Below are 18,672 nucleotides of genomic sequence, written 5' to 3' on the forward strand. Positions count from 1 at the left end.
CGCGTGGCGATTTCGGACACGCGAAGAATTGCGCCCATACCGCCACCGCCCTTTCAGGCGTCGGCTGGCAAAGCGGCAATTGGCTTCTCATCTCTCGCGTCAACCTGTTCGATCCGGAACGAATTTTCCGGATTTTGACGGCCGGGACTAGGTTTGGCCGATCCTGTCCGGCACCATCCAAGTGGCGTCTTTCCGGAATACGAGGACCGATGCTCTTTGGCCCGGGTCGGAACGGCCTAGCATCCAAGACACTGCACGGCAAGTTCATTGCCCGATCGTGCCGCATATAGCGGTCTCTATTGTGCGGGTCGGGGCGAAATCGGGGGAAAAGCGTCGTTCGCCGGGATTGTCGCGAAGGCGCGGCGATTCTAGTCAGAGGTCATGTCGCGCAGCATCCAGCTCGTCATGATCCTTTCCGCGCCACTGGCGCTGGCGATCGCGTTGCCGGTTCTCTGGCCTCGTCTGTTTCCGTCCCAGGGAGCGCTGGATTACATAGTGCGCTTCGACCTCCCTGATGTGGGCATGCCGGTGGACTTGCCGCGTGTAGACGGTCCGGCGGATGCCAGCCGGCCATTGGTGGTGATCGATGCCGGGCACGGCGGCTTCGATCCGGGCGCCGGGACGGATGAGGCCAGCGAAAAGACGGTAGCGCTCAAGATCGCGTTGGCGCTGCGCAATCGTCTGCTCGAAGATGGCGGCATCCGTGTCGCGCTTACCCGCGATACCGATCGTTTCATCGCCTTGGCGGATCGCCCGGACATCGCGCGAAGGTTGGGCGCCGACCTTTTCGTGTCGATCCACGCCGACAGCGCCGACAGCGATGCCGCGCGGGGCGCCAGCGTCTATGTGCTGTCCGAAAAGGGTTCCAGCGAGGCGGCCGAGCGCTTTGCCGCGCGCGAGAATGCGGCCGGCCGCGTCAACGGGGTGGCCCTGGCGCAGACCAGTCAGACGGTCGGCGCGATCCTGCTCGACCTGTCCCAGCGCGGCACCCAGGCAGGATCGACGCAAGTGGGCGAACTCGTGCTGCGGGAAATGCGCGAAGCCAATCTGGGCCTCCATCGCGAAGATGTGCAGACCGCCGCATTGGCCGTCCTGAAAGCGCCGGATATTCCCTCGATCCTGTTTGAGACGGGCTACATCAACAACGAGGCGGATGCCCAATTACTCACCTCGCGCACGGGGCAGCAATCGCTTGCAGATGCCGCTGCACGAGCCATCCGCGCCTATTTCGCAAGGAAGGGAAGCCTTTGAGCCGCGCATTCGAGGGGAGGCTATCCTGCGATGAAGCGAGTGCAGATATCTGGCCTTGCGCGAAATCGGCGTGCTAGGCCTTCCGCGTAAACAGAGGAGTGCAAGCTCCGATCAATCCATTCTTGCCGCATTTTCCATGAGGCCGGGTGTTTCCACCTGAGCGGAAAATGCTCTAGAGGCAGTCGAAATGACCGACGAGATCATCGACAACGGCTCCGAGCAGCCGCCTGAGGACGCCCACTATCGCATTCGTCGCGGGGCTGGCGGCCGCTTCGCCGGTCGCTTCGCTGCGATCGGCAGGGCCTGGCGCGAGCGCAAGGGGCTCCGGCGCCTTACTTATGTTGCGGGGGCGGGGCTGGTCGTGTTCGGCGGCGTCTGGGTGGCCTTCACCCACGACTTGCCCGACGCCAACAAGCTGCTGGAATATCAGCCGCCGTTGCCCACGATGGTGCGCGGCCTCGATGGCGAGATCATCTATAGCTATGCCAGAGAGCGGCGCGTGCAGCTGCGCTACGTCGACTTCCCGAAGCCGCTGCTGGATGCCTTTCTCTCCGCCGAGGACAAGACGTTCTGGACTCACGGCGGTGTCGATTTCACCGGCCTGGCCGGGGCCGTGGTGGACTATGCTTCCAAGCTCGGCACCGGGGGACGCGCGCGCGGCGGTTCGACGATCACCCAGCAGGTGGCCAAGAACATCCTGATCGGCGACGAATATTCCGTCACGCGCAAGCTCAAGGAAATGGTCGTGGCTCGCAGGATCGAAAGCGTGCTTACCAAGCCGCAGATTCTGGAACTCTACCTCAACGAGATTCCGCTCGGCCGCCAGAGCTTCGGCGTCCAGGCCGCCGCGCGCGCCTATTTCGGGAAGGACGTCGATCAACTGCAACTGCATGAGGCGGCTTTCCTTGCGATCCTGCCCAAGGCGCCGGAACGCTACGGCCGCAAGCAGTATGAGGGCATGGCGATCGAGCGTCGCAACTGGGTGCTCGACCAGATGGTGACCAACGGCTGGGCCAGTCGCGCCGATGCCGACGCCGCCAAGGCGCAGCCGCTCGGCCTGATCCCGCGCCGCGTCGAGACATATCCTTCCGGAAACGGCTACTTCATCGAGGAAGTGCGCCGCCGCCTGATCGACCAGTACGGCGAAAAGGCCGAAGACGGAGCAAACAGTGTCTATGCCGGGGGGCTGTGGGTGCGCACCTCGCTCGACCGCCAGATGCAGGACGCCGTGCGCGATTCGCTCCGTGCCGGGCTGTTGCGCTATCAGGGCAACCGCGCCTGGTCGCGCCCGATCGCGCATATCGATGATATGAGCACCTGGCAGTCGCAGCTGATCGTTTCCAACAAGACGGTCGATTACAAGGACTGGCGGGTCGGCGTGATCCTGGATCGCAGCGGCTCGACCGGCCGGATCGGCTTTTCCGACGGCAATACGGCGACGCTCACCAATATTTCCGAACTTGCCAAAGTGGGCGATCTCGTCGCTGCCGCGCCGGTTTCCTCGGATAGCTACGCAGTCCGCACGATTCCCGAAGTCTCGGGCGGCATGGTGATCGAGCAACCGGGAACGGGCCGCATCATGGCCATGCAAGGCGGTTTCGACTCCGGTCTCGACAGCTTCAATCGCGCCGTCCAGGCGGAGCGGCAGCCCGGTTCGACCATCAAGCCCTTCGTCTACGCGACGGGTCTTCAATACGGAATGACCCCGGCCACGCAGGTGCTGGACGGCACCTTCTGCGTCTATCAGGGCGGCGCGCTGGGCAACAAATGCTTCCGGAACTTCGGCGGCGAGGGCGGGGCAGGCAGCCATACGATGCGCTGGGGCCTGGAACAGTCGCGCAACCTGATGACGGTGCGAATTGCCAACGATACCGGCATGAAGCGCGTGGTGAAGACCTTCAAGACCGTCGGCATCGGTGACTACAAGCCCTATCTCTCGTTCGCGCTCGGCGCGGGCGAGACTTCGGTGGCCCGCATGGTCAACGCCTATGCGGCGCTGGCCAACAATGGCGTGCAGTTCGCCTCCTCGCCGATCGACTATGTGCAGGATCGCAACGGCAAGGTGATCTGGAAGCCGGACAACCGGCGCTGCGATACCTGCAACATGGCCGAATGGGACGGAAAGCCGATGCCGCGTGTCGTTCGTCGCGGCAAGCAGGTGCTCGATTCGGGAACGGCCTATCAGGTGGTCCACATGCTCGAAGGCGTGGTGACGCGCGGAACGGCCGTGGTTCTGCGCGATCTCGGCATCCCCATGTTCGGCAAGACCGGCACCACCAACGGTCCTACGGACGTGTGGTTCGTCGGCGGCACCCAGGACTATGTCGGCGGGGTCTATCTCGGTTATGACACGCCCCGTTCGCTGGGCGGATATGCCCAGGGTGGCCGCATCGCCGCCCCGATCTTCAAGCAGGTCGTGCAGGCGACCAGGGACCGCTGGGGCACCCAGCCCTTCGTCGCGCCTCCGGGTATTCGCATGGTTCGGATCGATCGCGCCAGCGGCAAGCAGGTGATGGGAGCCGAGCCTGGCAACGATCCCAAGGCGGCGGTGATCTGGGAGGCTTTCAAGCCGGACACGGAACCGCGCCAATATACCCCGGAAGACGAATTCGCGCGCCGTCGCGATGCGCTGGTCGCGGAAATTCGCGGCGTGCGCGAAGCGCGACAGGCTGCGGCTTCGGCCAGTGCCGCCGAGCAGCAGGACTTCGCGGAACAACAGGGGGGCGTTTATTGAGCCTTGGGGGGCGCTTGCCGGCGCCTGCCGCTCGCCAACCCACCTGAAGCCACGTACAACGATCCTCCATAACAGGGAGGATTGGATGCGACGCGTAGACGATGCCAAGAAATCTCCGGGTTCGACCCGTCTGAAACGCCGCCATGTGGCGCTGGGTCGGCTTGCGTTGGGGCTATCGGCCTTGCCGATCCTGTGCGCTCCGCAAAGCTTGGCTGCGAAAGAAAATGCTGCGGCGCCGACCGTTGCAGCCGTACAACCGGTGGGAGCAGGCGCAGGGCAAGGCAATTCGCCTTATGTCCGGCCTGATGTCGCCGCCTATCTCAAGGCCACCAACGCCCAACCGATGCCGCCGCTGACGGCGCAAGTCATCGCGCAGATACGCAAGTTGCCGCCCTCGGCCATGCCGTCGCGCGATCTTCCGGTCGGGGAACTTGCGGTGGTGAAGGATCTGTCCATCCCCGGCCCCGGAGGGGCCATCCCGCTGCGCCTGTTCGACAGCCGCGCCCAGCGTGGCCCCGGGCCGGTCGTGGTCTTCTATCATGGCGGCGGCTACGTCCTCGGCAGCATCGATACCCACGCCGCCTTGGCTGCCGAGATCGCGCGGCGGCTCGATCTGCCGGTCGTATCGGTCGAGTATCGGCTCGCGCCGGAGCATCCCTGGCCTGCGGCTCCCGACGATGGCGAAGCCGCTGCGCGATGGGTGGCAGCCAACGGCAAGGCACTGGGCCGCGACGTCACCGGTCTGGTGCTGAGCGGCGACAGCGCCGGGGGCAATCTTACCCTGATCGCGGCGGCGGCCTTGCGCGACAAGCCGGCTGCGGTACCAGTCATCTTCCAGCTGCCGATCTATCCGGCCGCCGACTTTACCCGCGATTACCCGTCAGCGGGACAGTTCGGGCACGGCTATGGACTGGATGACAGCATGACGGCGCTGTTTCGCCAGCACTACGCAGCCGACGCGAAGAGCCCGCGCACGTCGCCGCTCCTCGGAGACCTGTCCGGCCTGCCGCCCACGGTGCTGGTGACAGCGGGGCTGGATCCACTTCGCGACCAGGGAAGGGCCTATGCCGCCAAGCTCGTCCAGGCGGGCGTACCTACGGCCTTTTATGAAGGCCGGGGACTGGTCCATGGTTTCGCGACTTTCCGGCAGGCAATCCCTTCGGCCCAGGCGGACACGGTGAATTTCCTGAAAATCGCAAAAACGATGCTGGACGAGATCGAAGCCGGCATAAAGGCGAAACCATAAGCAAAAGGGCCTCGCGATCCACTCGCGAGGCCCTTTTTTGTCCGGTGCGACCCGATCAGAATGTCATTATGCGGCGTGGGGAAGCTGCTCCGGCTCCGCCATGGGCATGGGGTCCGGCAGGCACTTGCGCATCGCATCGCTGAGCGATTGCAGCAGCGCTTCGGAATTGACCTTGTCATCCTTGCCGTAGATCAGGCTGATCACCAGAGGATGTCCTTCGGGCTGACGCGGAAGGAGGCCCGAAAGCGCCTCGGCGCCGCTGCCGAAACCGGCGGGACCGAACACGTAGCGGGGATCACGGCAGGTATCGATCCGGGTCATCATGTCCGAGAACTGGAACTTGTCGAGTTCGGCGGCTTCCGCGTTGAGGCGGCGCACCATGCCTTCGCAGCGCTGACGCGCGATCGTGGAGAGCATGAGCCAGCCGGCCCCGTTTCGGCCCAGCGGTTCCTTGATCCCCCCCGCGAGTTCGCGAGTAGCGGCAAGAGCGCGCGGGCCATGGCGCCAGTTCACGATCTGCACGTCCAGCCCGACCATCGAGGTAAGGGCAACCGAAAGTCCGGTCTGCGCAACGAGGCGGTCCATCAGGCGAACGATGCGTCCGTCGCGGACGAGTTCGGGCTGCCCGGACGTGCCGATCAGCGCCGCGCGGGGCGTGAGGCTGTAGGCACGCGAATAGGGATCCTTGTGGAGCAGGCCGAGTTCAACCAGGCTCGACAGCAGCTCCGAGGTGCTCGACTGCGGGCGGTTATAGCGGCGGACGATGTCCATGACGGTCGCTTCACGATGGGAGTCGTCGAAATACTCGAGAACTTCGATGACGCGGCGAGCGATCTTCGCCTTGTTCGATGAGGTCGTCTTTCCAGGCATGAGGTCTCTCCTCCCTCAGGGTGGTGATGGAAACTCACTTCTCTCCGCGAGTCGGTCTCTATAAAACTGAGCCTGACTCGTTTTTTGCTAAGCCTGGTTAGCATCACTGCGATGATGCATCAATAGGCTTCGCACACGCGATGGCCTTTCCCTTTCGGGAACCGTACGAATTCGGAGGAAATCGTCGAATCTGCCCGTGGACATTGCGCCGAAACGCCATTTTTCAGGGGCTGAAACGCTTCGGGTTGTGCCGAGGAATTCGATCTGGAAGGAACGAAGAGATTACCTTGAAGGACAATGATGCACGATAGTTTCGCCCCCATGATCCTGCGGGCCTCCGATCTGGGCGGCTTCGGAAGCTTGCCGGACTGGCCGGTTGGATTTGTGGATTTGTCTAGAGAGAGTTCCGAAGCCGAAATCGGCGTTTTCCCGAGGTTTCCGCTGATAGGTTTCGGAGCCGCCGACCATCCCCTGGCTGCCCGCCTCGATGCGTACCTGGAGTCTCGGTTTACGCGGGAAGCCGTGATCGCCGCCACGGCCGCGCAGCCGCTTGCCGCCGCAATCGTGACGCAACTCCTGCGCATCCTGCCCCATCTGCCCGACGGGGAGGCACTTACCGCCGAATCGCTTGCCTATGCCACCTTGCAGGGCAGCGCGGCGCATCGGAACTGGATCAGTAAGCGACTGCAATCGGGGCCTTCCTTGCCGGAGGGCAGGGTGGAGCTTTCAAGAGACGGAAATGTCCTGACAGTGGTCCTCGATCGGCCCGAAGCGAATAATGCAATCGATCGCGCGATGCGCGATGGACTGCACGAAGCCTTCGCGCTGGCCAACGCGGATCGGACCATCGAGCGCGTCGTCTTACAAGCTCGTGGACGCAGTTTCAGCCTGGGCGCGGAACTTGCCGAATTCGGCACGACGCGCAATCCGGCTCTTGCCCATGCGATCCGGGGCGTCACGCTGCCTGCGCGCGAGGCGGTGAGATGCAAAGACCGTATGGAGGTTCATGTGGATGGCCCTTGCGTGGGCGCGGGCCTGGAACTGGCGGCGTTTGCGTCGCACATCGTGGCAACCCGGCGATCGTGGTTCCAGCTTCCCGAACTGGCGATGGGCATACTTCCGGGAGCAGGCGGTTGCGTGTCTGTCAGCCGGCGAATCGGCCGCCAGCGGACCTTGTTGATGGTGCTAAGCGGTCGTCGGCTCAATGCACGAGAGGCGCTGGACTGGGGGCTGGTCGATGCTCTGGTGGACGACGCGACCTGAAGCGATGGTGATTCGTACGTCGCGAGCATCCAGTCGGACGCGCGCGGCTTGCCAGGGGCGATCGAGCAGGCACAAGTCCGCAGGTTCTCCCACTGCTACCGGGCGCTCACGCCGCAGCTCCAGCGGATCGCACAGATAGAGCGCCAAAGCCTGCTCGGGAGTGAGGGTTTCTTCCTCGTTGAAGGCCACGCCCGCCGCTGTGCGCCGCTGGACCGCGGCATGCATGGCGCTCCACGGGTCGGCGTTGCCGTAAGGGGCGTCGCTCCCTCCGGCGAGAACCAATCCTGCGTCCCGCAGGCTGCGAAGCCTGTAGAGGTCTGGGTGGCAGGCCGGTTCCAGTTCGGCCAGATAGCGGTCTCCATGGGCTGCGACGAACTGCGGCTGTACGCAGATTGCGATGCCGAGCGCGGCGATCGCCTGGATAAGGGCGGGCGGAACGACGGAGGCATGTTCGATTCGGTCGCCCGCTTGCGTTCCTGTCGCTTCGAACAAGGCCAACGTGAAGACCAGTTCGACTTCGGTGACGCAATGAACCGCCACGCAGCGGCCCTGGTCATGCGCCTGCGCGATCCAGCGGCACGTTTCGTCGAAATCCGGCAGGGCACTTTCATGCAGGTGAAGCTTGGCGGGGCCAAGACGCAAGCCGTTTGGAACGCCGGTGTCGAGAGAGGCCTCGGTGAGCGAGAGTGCACCGCCGAGGACAACCGATTGCCGCAGCGCGCCGTCGTTCTGCTGCGCCGCGAAATGGGCGGCGATCGGCGCATCGTTGGCTGGCGAAAGGTCGGTAAGGCCGGTGACGCCGAACGACGCCAGGCGGGCGCTGGTCTTGCCGAAATCGGGCGGGGAACCGCCGAGCGCGCCTTGCAGCCAGCGATCCTCGTCGAACAGCCGGCCGGTATAGCCTGCGCCGTCGCGCTCCAGACCTGGCGGCGGGGCGGCCCGCCGAAGCAATTCGTCGAGGGCGGCACTGTTCAGGAACCACATCCGGCCGGTGCGGTGCTGGATCCGCAACGGACGGTCCGACACGATGGCATCGAGCATGGCCGCGTCGGGAAGCTTGCCATCCAGCACGCTTTCGCAAAGCCCTACGCCGCGCAGCCAGTCCGTCCCCGGCAAGGCGAGGGCGGCGGCCAGATCGTCAAGATCTGAAACTTGTGGAGGGCCGCAGGCGACGGAGGCGTCCCGTACGGCCAGTCCGGCCAAATGGATGTGATGATCGTGAAGTCCCGGCAGGAGAGCGCCGCCATGAGCCTTGATCACCGGCTCTCCGGGGCGAGGGGCAAGGTTGCCGATGGCAACGATGGTTCGCCCCTCGATTCGCAGGTCGGCCACACCCTGCCTGTAGATCTCGGCATCGCGGATCAGCATGCGAGGCACGCCCCAAGATAGCGGTCGGTATCGGCGCCGATCGGGCGGACCGGAGCCGTCAACCCGCGCCAGAACACGTCGGGAAAACGGCTGCCGACGGCTTGCCCCCAGGCGCGCAACTCGCCTTCGAAGGCCGCGCGATCGTGGGCGCGTTCCTCTGCAACAGCCATGGCGGTAATCGCGCTCATCGAGAGGCCGATGCGCCTTGCGTACCTTTCGCGCAAGGCGCGGAGCACGGTGCGGGCGCCGACGATTCCAGTGAGCGGGTCGGCAATGGCATCGCCCACGTATGCCACTTCGCCCGAAACCTCCGCGAGCGCGCGCGAAAGCCCGCCGGCCACACCGCAATCGTTGCCGATGCCTACCCAATCGGCCGCTTCCCCCCGCGCACCGTGGCCCGTTACCGTCAGCCAGACCAGCCCCGGAACCTGCCGGACCAGGGCTGCCGCATCGATGCCGAGATGGCGCAGCGCTCTGGGGCGCGAGCTTTCGATCACCACGTCCGCGCGCCGGATCAGGTCGATGAGGCGGGCCTTCTCCTCGGCGCTGTCGAAGTCGACCAGCAGGCTGGCCTTTCCCTGGTTGATCAGGTCGAATGTAGCGGGATCGTCACGGCGTATGAGGTCGGGACGCGTGCGGCTTTCCACTTTGACGACGTCCATGCCCGCTTGCCAGAGCAGGTGACCCGCCAGAGGGCCAGCCCAGATTGCCGAGAGATCGACGACGAGGGGCTGGTGCCCGATCGGTCGGGACCGGGATTTGCCAAGTTCAAGCACTTCGATGGGGGGGGAGACCGGGGTTTCGTCCATTCCGGCGACGGGTAGGCCAAGGAGGCGGCCGCGCTCGACGAGATCGCGGCAGTCATGCGCCAGAGTGGCGGCGGCGATGGCATCGTTGTCGTCTATGGCGAGAGTGGCGTCACCGAACAGTGCGGGAAGCAGTTCGCGATCGATCTCGCGGATCAGGGTCAGGGCGAACCATCCGCCGTCGCGGGTCTGCAGGAGGCGGCTGCCGCCCAGACCGGCGGAGATGGGTCCGCGGATCCGGTATCCGCCGTTGGCGCCGCGTTCACCCAGCAGCGTGGCACCGTCGAGACGGGGCAGGCCATGTTCGCGCGCGAGCGCCTCCAGTTGCCGGTCCGCCCAGCGTGCCAGCGGGATCGCCGGCCCGGTCGTGGATGGTTCAGCCGGCAAGTACGTCCTTGACCTTGCGGCGCAGAAGCTTGCCCATCTCGTTGTAGGGCAGCTCCGAAAGGAACACGATTTTCTCCGGCACGCGCGATGAGCGCAGGCGGGCGCGGACGAGATCCTTGATGTCGGGCTCCGCAGGGGCATCGTGACCTTCGCGAAGCACGATCGCGATCCCCACCGCTTCGCCCCATTCGACGGAGGGGATGGCACAGGCGCAGGCATCCGCGATGGCGGGATGAGTCAGCAGCACGTCCTCGATTTCCCCTGGCGACATGTTCTCGCCGCCGCGCACGATCACATCGTCGGCCCGGCCGGAAAGGAAGAGATAGCCATGTTCATCCATGTATCCCGCATCGCGCGTAGGGAACCAGCCTTGCGCATCGAGCGCACTCTTTTCCTTGTATTCGCCCGAGACCTGTTCGCCGCGCACATAGATTTCGCCGGGTTCGCCGGGGGGCAGGACTTCGCCGTTTTCGCCGCGAATCTCGATTTCCACGGTGGGGATGGGCTTGCCGAGCGAGGTGAGCCGCGCGCGCACCGCCGGATCGTCCGAAACCAAGGCCTGGCGGTGGTCTTCAGGGCCGAGCAGGGCCACCGTGGAACTGGTTTCGGTGAGCCCATAGGCATTGGTGAAGCCGGTTTCCGGAAAAAGGTCCAGAGCCTTGCGGATCACTTCCATGGGCATCTTGCCGCCGCCATAGGCAATCGAGCGCAGGCTTGCGACGTTCGCCTCGCCGGCCCGTTCCATAGCTTCGATGATGCGCGAAAGCATCGTCGGCACGACAAAGGCGTTCGACACGCGTTCCGCGGCGACAAGCTCCAGCCATGCTTCGGGAGAGAAGGCGGGCAGCATGACGATCGTACGCAGCGCATAGATCGAGGAGAGCAGGGCTGAAATGCCCGCGATGTGATAGGGCGGCACCACCACGAGCGCCGCGTCCGTTTCGTCGGCCGAGCCGAATTCGACAGTGCCGAGGATATAGCCGAGCAAATTCGAGTGACGCAGGATTGCGGCTTTCGGGGCGGCGGTCGTGCCGCTGGTGAAAAGCTGTATCGCAACGCCTTCGCCGGGATCGTATTCGCGGGCATCTTCGGCCGGGACGGTTTCCTGCGCCTTGAGCGCAAAGTCTTCGCGCGCGAGCACCGTGTGTCCCTGATCGCCCGCAATGCGGATAATGCGCTCCTCGTCGCCGATGACGAGGGCCGGAGCGATACGATCGAGCAAGGCGGCAAGGTCCGCATCCGGCAGGCGATAGTTCAGCGGGCAGTAGGGCACGCCCGCCAGCGCCGCTCCGAAAACCGCGATCATGGCCGCTTCGCTGCTCTCGTCGAGCAGGGCGACATATTGCGCGTCGCTTTGCCGGATGAGTTCGAAGGCGCCTCTGGCGGCATCCAGGAGATCGCCGTAAGTCCACCGCTTCCCGTCGCAGACGAGGCCGACGCGGTCCGGAGCGGCTTCGGCCGCCATTTCGAGGAGGAGGGCGATGTTCATCGTTCTGAGGTGCCTTGAATCGCGTGCCGTGAAGGGGCCGTTCGGGATCAGTCCGATGCCGGAAGCGGCTTTGCGTCCTTCACCACCAGCGCCACGCCATCGACCGAGAGCGAACCCTTGCCGGGCTTGACGCAGAGCAGTTCGTACTTGCCGTCGGCGTCGACATAGCGCTTGCCCATCAGCGTGCCGGCCGAGAAGTCGGCTGCGAGGGGCGAAAGCTCGGCGGGTTTGGCTTCACTCATCGGCGCGCCGCCGCATTCGATCGTGCCGTCGGCGCAGCGGATCACCATGACCTCGGTATCGCAGGCGGCGCTCTTGAGACGGGTTCCAGGCTTCATCTTCTTGGTCCTTGAGGTCGAATTTACAGGTAGTCCGAATTCTGGATGATCTGATGGCGATCCCGGCTCAGGCAATGGCGCCCTTGGATTTGAGTTCCTCGATCCGGTCCCATTCCACGCCCATTTCCATGAGGACGATTTCGGTGTGCTCGGAAGCCTGCGGGGAGCGGGTGGTTTCCAGCGCCTCGCCGTTGAACTGGACGGGGCCGCGCACCAGCTTCAGCGGCTTTCCGCCATCGGCGCCTTCCACTTCGACGAGAAGGTCGTTTGCCAGCGCCTGCTCGTCATCGGCAAGTTCCAGGAGGTTCAGGATCGGCGCCCACTGGCCCTTCAGGGTCTTCAGATGTTCCCGCCAATAGGCAAACGGCTTTTCAGCAAAGGCTTCGACCAGGATGTCGCTGGCGGGCTTTGCGTGTTCGATCAGGCTGAGCACGTCCTGGAAGCGCGGGTCATCGGCGGCTTCGGGCCGGCCGACATGTTCGAACGTGTCGCGGATCAGGCCGGTGGGGCTGACCATGCACAAGTTGATCGTGCGCCCGTCGGAGGTCCAGAAGTTGCCCATGAACGGGTTCTTCGCGCCGCCACCCGAACTCGGCATCGAATTCTTCGTGATCACGCCGGTTTCCACGGCCTGTGCGATGTTGGCGCCGGAAGCCCATGCGGCCGTGCTCATCAGCGAGACGTCCAGTTCGGCCGTCTCTCCGGTCTTCTCGCGGTGGAACAGCGCTGCGGAGATGCCGCCGGCGATGAACATGCCGCCGATGGAATCACCGAAGGCGGGCATGCCCTGAGACAGCGGGCCGGGCAGTTCCGGCGGGGTCATGCAGTCCGCGATCCCGCTGCGGGACCAGAATGCCGTGCCGTCGAACCCGCCCTTTTCGCGTTCGGGGCCCTTGTCGCCCCAGGCGCTGCCGCGTGCGTAGATGATGTCGGGATTGGCGGCGCGGATATGTTCCACATCGAAGCGGTTCTTCTGGCGCACCTGCGGCAGGTAGTTCGTCAGGAACACGTCGCACTGCTTCGCCAACTCGTAGAGCAGTTCCTGGCCTTCCGCCGTCGATAGATCGATGCCGACGCTGCGCTTGCCGCGGTTCGGATGCTCGAACAGGGTGTGGCGCAGGGGATCGAGCTGAACGCCGCCCATGTTGAGGAACCCGCGCTGGGTATCTCCGCGCACCGGATGCTCGATCTTGATGACGTCCGCGCCCCAATCGGCCAGAATTGCGCCGGCTGCGGGCGTGAACGTGAATTGCGCCACTTCGAGGACGCGCACACCCTGCATCACCTTCGTTGCCATGTTCAGCCAGTCCCCGTCGTGCTGTAATTTTTTCGCCAACCCTCACGTCGCAAGTCCGGATTTCCGCCCTTGCCGAGGTTGCTTTCGGATGTGAGCGCAAAGGCTGGCACTGGCAACCCGCGCGCCATCGTGCCGACGATCATGCCGCGCCTGCCGGTGTTCATACGCCGGTGCGATCTTCCCGTGCTGCAATGCACACTGCAAAAAACAGCGCAGCAGCGTCGTTGTACGCGGATGCAAAAAATGTTTGCGCAAATGCAGAAATCACAATTGACCTGATGTTCAAAAACTCCTAACCTAGGTTAGTAATGAGGCAGGGCTTGCACTTTCGAGCTCTCCCAGAACCACAGACAAAGTTTTTTGGAGATGCCCAAGATGAACAAGTTCGTAGCCCTTGCTGCCGCCGCTTCCGTCGTCACCTTTGCCGTCGTTCCGGCTGCATTTGCCGAAACCACGCAGTCGGTTCGCGCCGTTACCGAAGAAGCTGCCGCACCTCTCGATCTGACCGCCGGCAAGATGCTCTACGTCGCCAACGGTCGCCTTGCGCCGATCTATCGCGTTGCAGCGGACGGCAATCCGCAGGTGATCCTCAACGGTCGCCTCGTGACCGTACCGGCTTCGAGCCTCTCCTCGGTCGACGGCAAGCTGACCACCTCGCTCTCGAAGAAGGACATCGCTTCGGCGAAGTAAGTCCTTTCTTAAGGCACACAAGAAAAGGGCGGCTCGCAAGAGCCGCCCTTTTTGCTTTCGTGCATCGCTGCGACACTGGCTTGAGATTTTGCCCGCGACCGCGGGTCTGCCAGCTGATCAGCCGCGGTTTACGTTCTCGTAGATGCGGCTCATATAATTGCGCAACTGCTCGATCTCGTCGTCCGAAAAGCCCTGGAACATGCGTTCCTCGCTCTCGTTGGCGATCTCGCCAAGCTGGTCGAGCAGCGGCTTGGCCTTGGGCGTAAGGTAGACCGCGCGGGCACGGCGATCGTCGGCCCGATCGCGGCGTTCCAGCAATCCTTCCGCGCAAAGCCGGTCGATCAGGCGTCCGGCGGAGGCCTCCGACATCTCCAGATATTCCGCTACCGTACGCTGGGTGGAGCCGGGATAGCGGGCGACCACGGCGATCATTGCCCATTGCGAACGGGTGACGTTGAGCGTCGCCACCTTGCGGTCGAAATTGTTGCGCTGGAGGCGAGATATCACGGTCATGCGCAAGCCGACCTGCCGACGGACGCTGATGTCGCGGCCATTGAGGGCCTCGCCCAGTTTTCCGGTCAGCTTTTCTTCAGCCTCGGTATCCACGCAGTACTCCTGATTCATTCCGGCGGTCAGACGCGCTCTATCACGATCGCCGGCGCCATGCCGCCCGCCGCGCACATGGTGATGAGGCCATAGCGGCCTCCTGTGCGTTCGAGTTCGTCGAGCGCGGTGCCGATAAGGATTGCTCCGGTCCCCGCGATGGGATGGCCCAGCGCGATCGACCCGCCATTCGGATTGACCTTCGCGCGGTCCAGGTCAAGGTCGCGCACGAATTTCTCGACGACCACTGCGAAGGCCTCGTTCACTTCCCAGACGTCGATCTGGTCCTTGGTGAGCCCCGCCTTGGCCAGCACCTTCTTCGCCGCCGGAACGGGACCGTTGAGCATCAGGGTGGGGCAATCGCCGGTTTCCGCCATGGCGACTATGCGTGCGCGCGGCTTCAACCCGTGTCTTTCGGCATAGTCCCCGGAGGCGAGCAGGATCGCCGAAGCGCCATCGACCACGCCCGAGGATATCCCGGCGTGGTGGATCGGCTTGATGTCGAGATCGGGATAGACCTGGAGCACGAGCTCGCGAAAGGTCTTGCCCCCCGGTGCCGAAGGCATGTCGAGGAACATCTCGAAAGCGGGCTTGAGCTGGGCAAGGCTTTCGGCCGTGGTATCAGGACGGGGATATTCCTCATGATCGAGGATCACCCGACCTTCATCGTCCTTCACCACGATCGTGGATTTGTCGAACCGGCCTTCCGCGATGGCTCTGGCGGCACGGCGCTGGCTTTCGACCCCGAGCGCTTCCAGTTCCTCACGCGTGATGCCTTCCATGGCGGCGATGGCATCGGCTGCAACGCCCTGGTTGGTCTGCGGGTGCTTGGCCTGGAGGCGAGGATTGCCGGCGCCCATGCCCGCGCTGCCGAGCCCGGCCTCGCGCATTTTCATGCCATAGGAGCCGGCGTAGGACAGCATGTCCATCCCGCCTGCGATCATGAGATCGGACATGCCGGACATGATCATCGCGGAGGCGAGGCTGGTTGCGGTGAGGCTGGAGCCGCAGAAGCGGTTGAGCGTGACGCCCCCGGCCTTGATGTCGTATCCCGCATCGAGCGCGGCCATGCGGCCGATGTCGCCGGCCTGGAGGCCGAGCGCCGCCGATACGCCCCATATCACGTCGTCCACTTCGGCCGTGTCGAAACCATTGCGTTCTTTCAGAGCGGCCAGCACGGCAGCGGAAAGGTGCTCGGGGTGCATCGTCGAAAGCGCACCCTTGCCCATTTTGCCGATGCTACGCGGGGTGCGGACCGTGTCGATGATATAGGCGTCGGTCACGATCTGCTCTCCTTCGGGAATCTTGTGGTCGGCCAAGTCGGGCGCCAGTTTGAAGCGGCCGTCGTTCCTCGAACGGGTCATGCTGGTGCCCCGGACGAATTGCAATTGGACGCCGGTTTCCTATCGCCTTGGCGTTGCTTTCAGGTGAAAGTATATCGCGGGAGCGACGCTGCGATGGAACTTCGGCAGGCCGGCGCGACACGGCTTGACGATCCTGCGCGCTGCGCCAACATCTTCTTCCAGGCAGGGCGAAAGGGAGGGAATGGAAGGCAACGAAGAGCCGGGCGGTGCATTCGCACCCTTGCGCGAACCCACGTTTCGGCGGATCTGGATCGCCAGTCTGTTCTCGAATTTCGGCCAGCTTTTCCTCGGCGTCGGCGCGGCATGGGAAATGACGCAGCTGAGCAATTCGCCCAGCATGGTGGCGCTCGTGCAGTCGGCGATGATGCTGCCGCTCGTGCTGGTGACATTGCCGGCAGGCGCGATCGCGGACATGTTCGATCGCCGCCGCATCGCCATGGCGGGATTGACGTTCAGTGCCATCTGCGCAGCGGCGTTGGCCGCCATCGCCTTCCTGGGACTGGTGACCCCTTGGGTGTTGCTCGGCTTCTGCGTGCTGATCGGCGCGGGGGTGGCCCTCTATTCGCCGTCCTGGCAGGCTTCGATCCCGGAACAGGTCTCCCGCGCTAACCTGCCGGCGGCTGTCGCATTGGGGACCATCAGCTACAATATCGCCCGCAGCTTCGGACCCGCGCTGGGCGGGCTGATCGTCGTCATCTACGGGGCGAAAGCCGTGTTCGGCATGACTTCGCTGCTCTATCTGCCGCTGCTCTTCGCCTTCTTCCTGTGGCGGCGGCGGCATGCGCCTTCCCGACTGCCGCCGGAGCGCATGGACCGGGCCATCGTCGGCGGCGTGCGCTATGCGCTTCATGCTCCGGCGATCCGGACGGCGCTCGTGCGGGTGCTGGTCTTCGGGCTGAGCACGGCGACGGCCTCGGCGCTGGCTCCGCTGATCGCGCGTGACCTGTTGCATGGTGATGCTTCCACGTTCGGCATTCTCCTCGGCGCACAGGGGGTTGGCGCGGTGATCGGCGCGCTGTTCGTCAGCCGTATTCGCGAGGCGATCTCGACCGAACTGGCGGTGCGGATCTTCGCCGTGGGTACGGGGGTGGCGCTCGTCACGATCGGCATGAGCCGGGATCTCGTCGTGTCCTGCGCCGCGTTCCTGGTGGTGGGGGCCTGCAACATCCTCACCATCGCCATGCTCAATGTGACCGTTCAACTTTCCGCGCCGCGATGGGTTACGGCGCGGGCGCTCTCGCTGTTCTCTTCCGCGATCACCGCCGGGATTGCCCTGGGCGCATGGGCCTGGGGCGAGATCGCCAGCGGTCGCAGCGTCGCCTTCGCGCTCGTCGCCTCCGGCATCGCAGTGGGCGCCACCGCCTTGCTGGGTTTCATCTTTCCGATAGCGGCGGATCAGACGGACACGGCCGAAGCGCCGCTCCTCCATGAACCGGCCGTGGGGATGGCGCTGACCTTGCGATCGGGGCCGATCGTCATCGAGGTCGACTACGATGTCGATCCGAACCGCGCGCGAGACTTCTACGCGGTGATGATGAAGATGCAGTCCATGCGCAAGCGGAACGGCGGCTTCGAATGGTCGCTCGCGCGGGACATAGCCGACCCGGCGCTCTGGACGGAACGCTATCATTGCCCGACCTGGGGGGACTACTTGCGGCTGCGCGACCGGTTCACCCAGGGAGATTCCGATATCCAGGCGCAGGCGGATTCGTTCAACCGTTCGCATCAGGGCAACCGCGTCCGCCGTCGTCTTGAACGGCCGTTCGGGTCGGTGCGCTGGAAGGCCGAATCGCTGGACCCCCGGCAGGACACCGTTAGCTGGATCGCTCCGTGATCCGGTCCGTCCCGTCGTTGTTCCCATCCGGGGATTGCGGCGGGGCAGGGGCGCTGGCCTGCTGGCGGCAACCAATCGAGGGAGAGTGATGATGGCGGAAAGCCGCACCTGGCGCGTGATCCAATGGGCGACCGGCAACGTGGGCAGCCGCGCCTTGCGCACGGTGATCGAGCATCCGCAGATGGAGCTTGTCGGCCTCTGGGTCAGTTCGCCGGACAAGGTAGGCAAGGATGCGGGCGAACTTTGCGGCCTTGAACCGATGGGCGTGAAGGCGACGCATTCGCTGGAGGAGCTGGTGGCGCTCGATGCCGACTGTGTCCTCTACATGCGCCAAGGCACCGACTGGGATGAAATCTGCGCCTTGCTGGAATCCGGCAAGAACATCGTCACCACGCGAGGGGATTTTCACAATCCGGCGCGAATGGACCCGGTGCTCCGCGAGCGGGTGGAGCAGGCATGCCGAACGGGGAACGCCTCTATCTACAGCACCGGCTCCAGCCCGGGCTTTGTTACCGAGGCGCTGGCGATTCCCCTCATGGCGCTTCAGCGCAGGCATGGCTTGCTCACCATCGACGAATATGCCGATGTCTCCAGTCGCAACTCGCCGGAAATGTTGTTTCAAGTCATGGGGTTCGGTGCGCCCATGGCGCCCTTCGATCAACACCGGGCAGAGCATCTCAAGGGGGACTTCGGGAGTTCGCTATCGCAGATCGCCGATGCGGTGGGTCTTGAAGTGGACGAGATCGAGGCCCTGGGCGAACTTTCGCCGGCCCAGAGCGACGTGACGATCGCAGCGGGAACGGTTGCCGCCGGAACGGTGGGCGCGATGCGCACCACGATCACCTGCAAGAGCGGGGGCCGCCCCGTCATGCGCTTTCGAGCGAACTGGTACGTCACCCAGGATATCGAGCACGATTGGGACTTGCGCGAATCCGGCTGGAGAATCGCCACCGAGGGGGACACGCCGGTGAAAGTGGACATCACTTTTCCGGTCACTGCAGAAGAATACGCCGCCTACACGCCGGGGCTCACGGCGCATCGGCCGGTGAACGCCATCCCCGCTGTTTGCGCTGCGCCGCAGGGAATCCGCACTACGGCCGATCTGCCGCAGATCCTGCCGATCTTCGACTAA

At 64.4% G+C, this 18,672-nt stretch carries 16 protein-coding genes; 8 read left to right on the forward strand and 8 right to left on the reverse strand.

Annotated elements, in window-relative coordinates; genetic code table 11:
• Positions 1–381: 381 nt before the first annotated feature.
• From RT424_RS10515 to RT424_RS10525, 3 genes are all read left to right on the forward strand, one after another.
• Positions 382–1,251 (forward strand): N-acetylmuramoyl-L-alanine amidase, encoded by an 870-nt coding sequence (locus RT424_RS10515; protein WP_313437416.1) that lies wholly within the window; start codon positions 382–384, stop codon positions 1,249–1,251.
• Positions 1,252–1,438: 187 nt separating this feature from the next.
• Positions 1,439–3,985 (forward strand): penicillin-binding protein 1A, encoded by a 2,547-nt coding sequence (locus tag RT424_RS10520; RefSeq protein ID WP_313437419.1) that lies wholly within the window; start codon positions 1,439–1,441, stop codon positions 3,983–3,985.
• An 85-nt stretch (positions 3,986–4,070) separates the two neighbouring features.
• Complete coding sequence (locus RT424_RS10525; RefSeq protein ID WP_313437422.1) at positions 4,071–5,231, forward strand: alpha/beta hydrolase; 1,161 nt, start codon at positions 4,071–4,073, stop codon at positions 5,229–5,231.
• 66 nt (positions 5,232–5,297) lie between these two features.
• On the opposite strand, the gene RT424_RS10530 is transcribed toward RT424_RS10525, so the two are convergent.
• Complete coding sequence (locus RT424_RS10530; protein WP_313437425.1) at positions 5,298–6,101, reverse strand: helix-turn-helix domain-containing protein; 804 nt, start codon at positions 6,099–6,101, stop codon at positions 5,298–5,300.
• 522 nt (positions 6,102–6,623) lie between these two features.
• Here RT424_RS10530 and RT424_RS10535 point away from each other — a divergent pair.
• Positions 6,624–7,364, forward strand: coding sequence for an enoyl-CoA hydratase/isomerase family protein (locus RT424_RS10535; protein ID WP_313437427.1), 741 nt, complete (start codon positions 6,624–6,626; stop codon positions 7,362–7,364).
• Here RT424_RS10535 and RT424_RS10540 read toward each other — a convergent pair.
• The 5 genes from RT424_RS10540 to RT424_RS10560 form a co-directional block, all read right to left on the reverse strand.
• Positions 7,287–8,732, reverse strand: a complete 1,446-nt coding sequence (locus tag RT424_RS10540) for an amidohydrolase family protein (RefSeq protein ID WP_313437430.1) — start codon at positions 8,730–8,732, stop codon at positions 7,287–7,289. The two genes, RT424_RS10535 and RT424_RS10540, sit on opposite strands and share 78 nt — an antisense overlap.
• Positions 8,726–9,925, reverse strand: a complete 1,200-nt coding sequence (locus RT424_RS10545) for a CoA transferase (protein ID WP_313437432.1) — start codon at positions 9,923–9,925, stop codon at positions 8,726–8,728. The genes RT424_RS10540 and RT424_RS10545 overlap by 7 nt, the downstream gene beginning before the upstream one ends.
• Positions 9,915–11,414, reverse strand: coding sequence for a class I adenylate-forming enzyme family protein (locus RT424_RS10550; protein WP_313437435.1), 1,500 nt, complete (start codon positions 11,412–11,414; stop codon positions 9,915–9,917). The genes RT424_RS10545 and RT424_RS10550 overlap by 11 nt, the downstream gene beginning before the upstream one ends.
• Positions 11,415–11,461: 47 nt before the next feature.
• Positions 11,462–11,752 carry a hypothetical protein gene (locus tag RT424_RS10555; RefSeq protein WP_313437438.1) on the reverse strand — a complete coding sequence of 97 codons (291 nt, stop codon included), beginning with the start codon at positions 11,750–11,752 and terminating at the stop codon, positions 11,462–11,464.
• A 67-nt stretch (positions 11,753–11,819) separates the two neighbouring features.
• Positions 11,820–13,049 carry a CoA transferase gene (locus RT424_RS10560; RefSeq protein WP_313437441.1) on the reverse strand — a complete coding sequence of 410 codons (1,230 nt, stop codon included), beginning with the start codon at positions 13,047–13,049 and terminating at the stop codon, positions 11,820–11,822.
• Positions 13,050–13,139: 90 nt separating this feature from the next.
• Here RT424_RS10560 and RT424_RS10565 point away from each other — a divergent pair, with 90 nt between their 5' ends.
• Positions 13,140–13,328: a hypothetical protein gene (locus RT424_RS10565; protein ID WP_313437444.1), complete on the forward strand. Its 189-nt coding sequence runs from the start codon at positions 13,140–13,142 to the stop codon at positions 13,326–13,328.
• A gap of 96 nt (positions 13,329–13,424) precedes the next feature.
• Complete coding sequence (locus RT424_RS10570; protein ID WP_313437446.1) at positions 13,425–13,739, forward strand: hypothetical protein; 315 nt, start codon at positions 13,425–13,427, stop codon at positions 13,737–13,739.
• 117 nt (positions 13,740–13,856) lie between these two features.
• On the opposite strand, the gene RT424_RS10575 is transcribed toward RT424_RS10570, so the two are convergent.
• Entirely contained in the window at positions 13,857–14,345 is a 489-nt protein-coding gene (locus RT424_RS10575) for a MarR family transcriptional regulator (RefSeq protein ID WP_313437448.1), read from the reverse strand.
• A gap of 26 nt (positions 14,346–14,371) precedes the next feature.
• A complete protein-coding gene (locus RT424_RS10580; protein ID WP_313437500.1) occupies positions 14,372–15,625 on the reverse strand; it encodes an acetyl-CoA C-acetyltransferase in 1,254 nt (417 codons plus the stop codon).
• A 262-nt stretch (positions 15,626–15,887) separates the two neighbouring features.
• On the opposite strand from RT424_RS10580, the gene RT424_RS10585 reads away from it, so the two are divergent.
• Both RT424_RS10585 and RT424_RS10590 read left to right on the forward strand, forming a co-directional pair.
• Positions 15,888–17,540, forward strand: coding sequence for an MFS transporter (locus tag RT424_RS10585; RefSeq protein WP_313437451.1), 1,653 nt, complete (start codon positions 15,888–15,890; stop codon positions 17,538–17,540).
• A 91-nt stretch (positions 17,541–17,631) separates the two neighbouring features.
• Positions 17,632–18,672 (forward strand): dihydrodipicolinate reductase, encoded by a 1,041-nt coding sequence (locus RT424_RS10590; protein ID WP_313437454.1) that lies wholly within the window; start codon positions 17,632–17,634, stop codon positions 18,670–18,672.

It is taken from the genome of Novosphingobium sp., assembly GCF_032093395.1.
In the GTDB taxonomy this organism is placed as follows: Bacteria; Pseudomonadota; Alphaproteobacteria; order Sphingomonadales; family Sphingomonadaceae; genus Novosphingobium.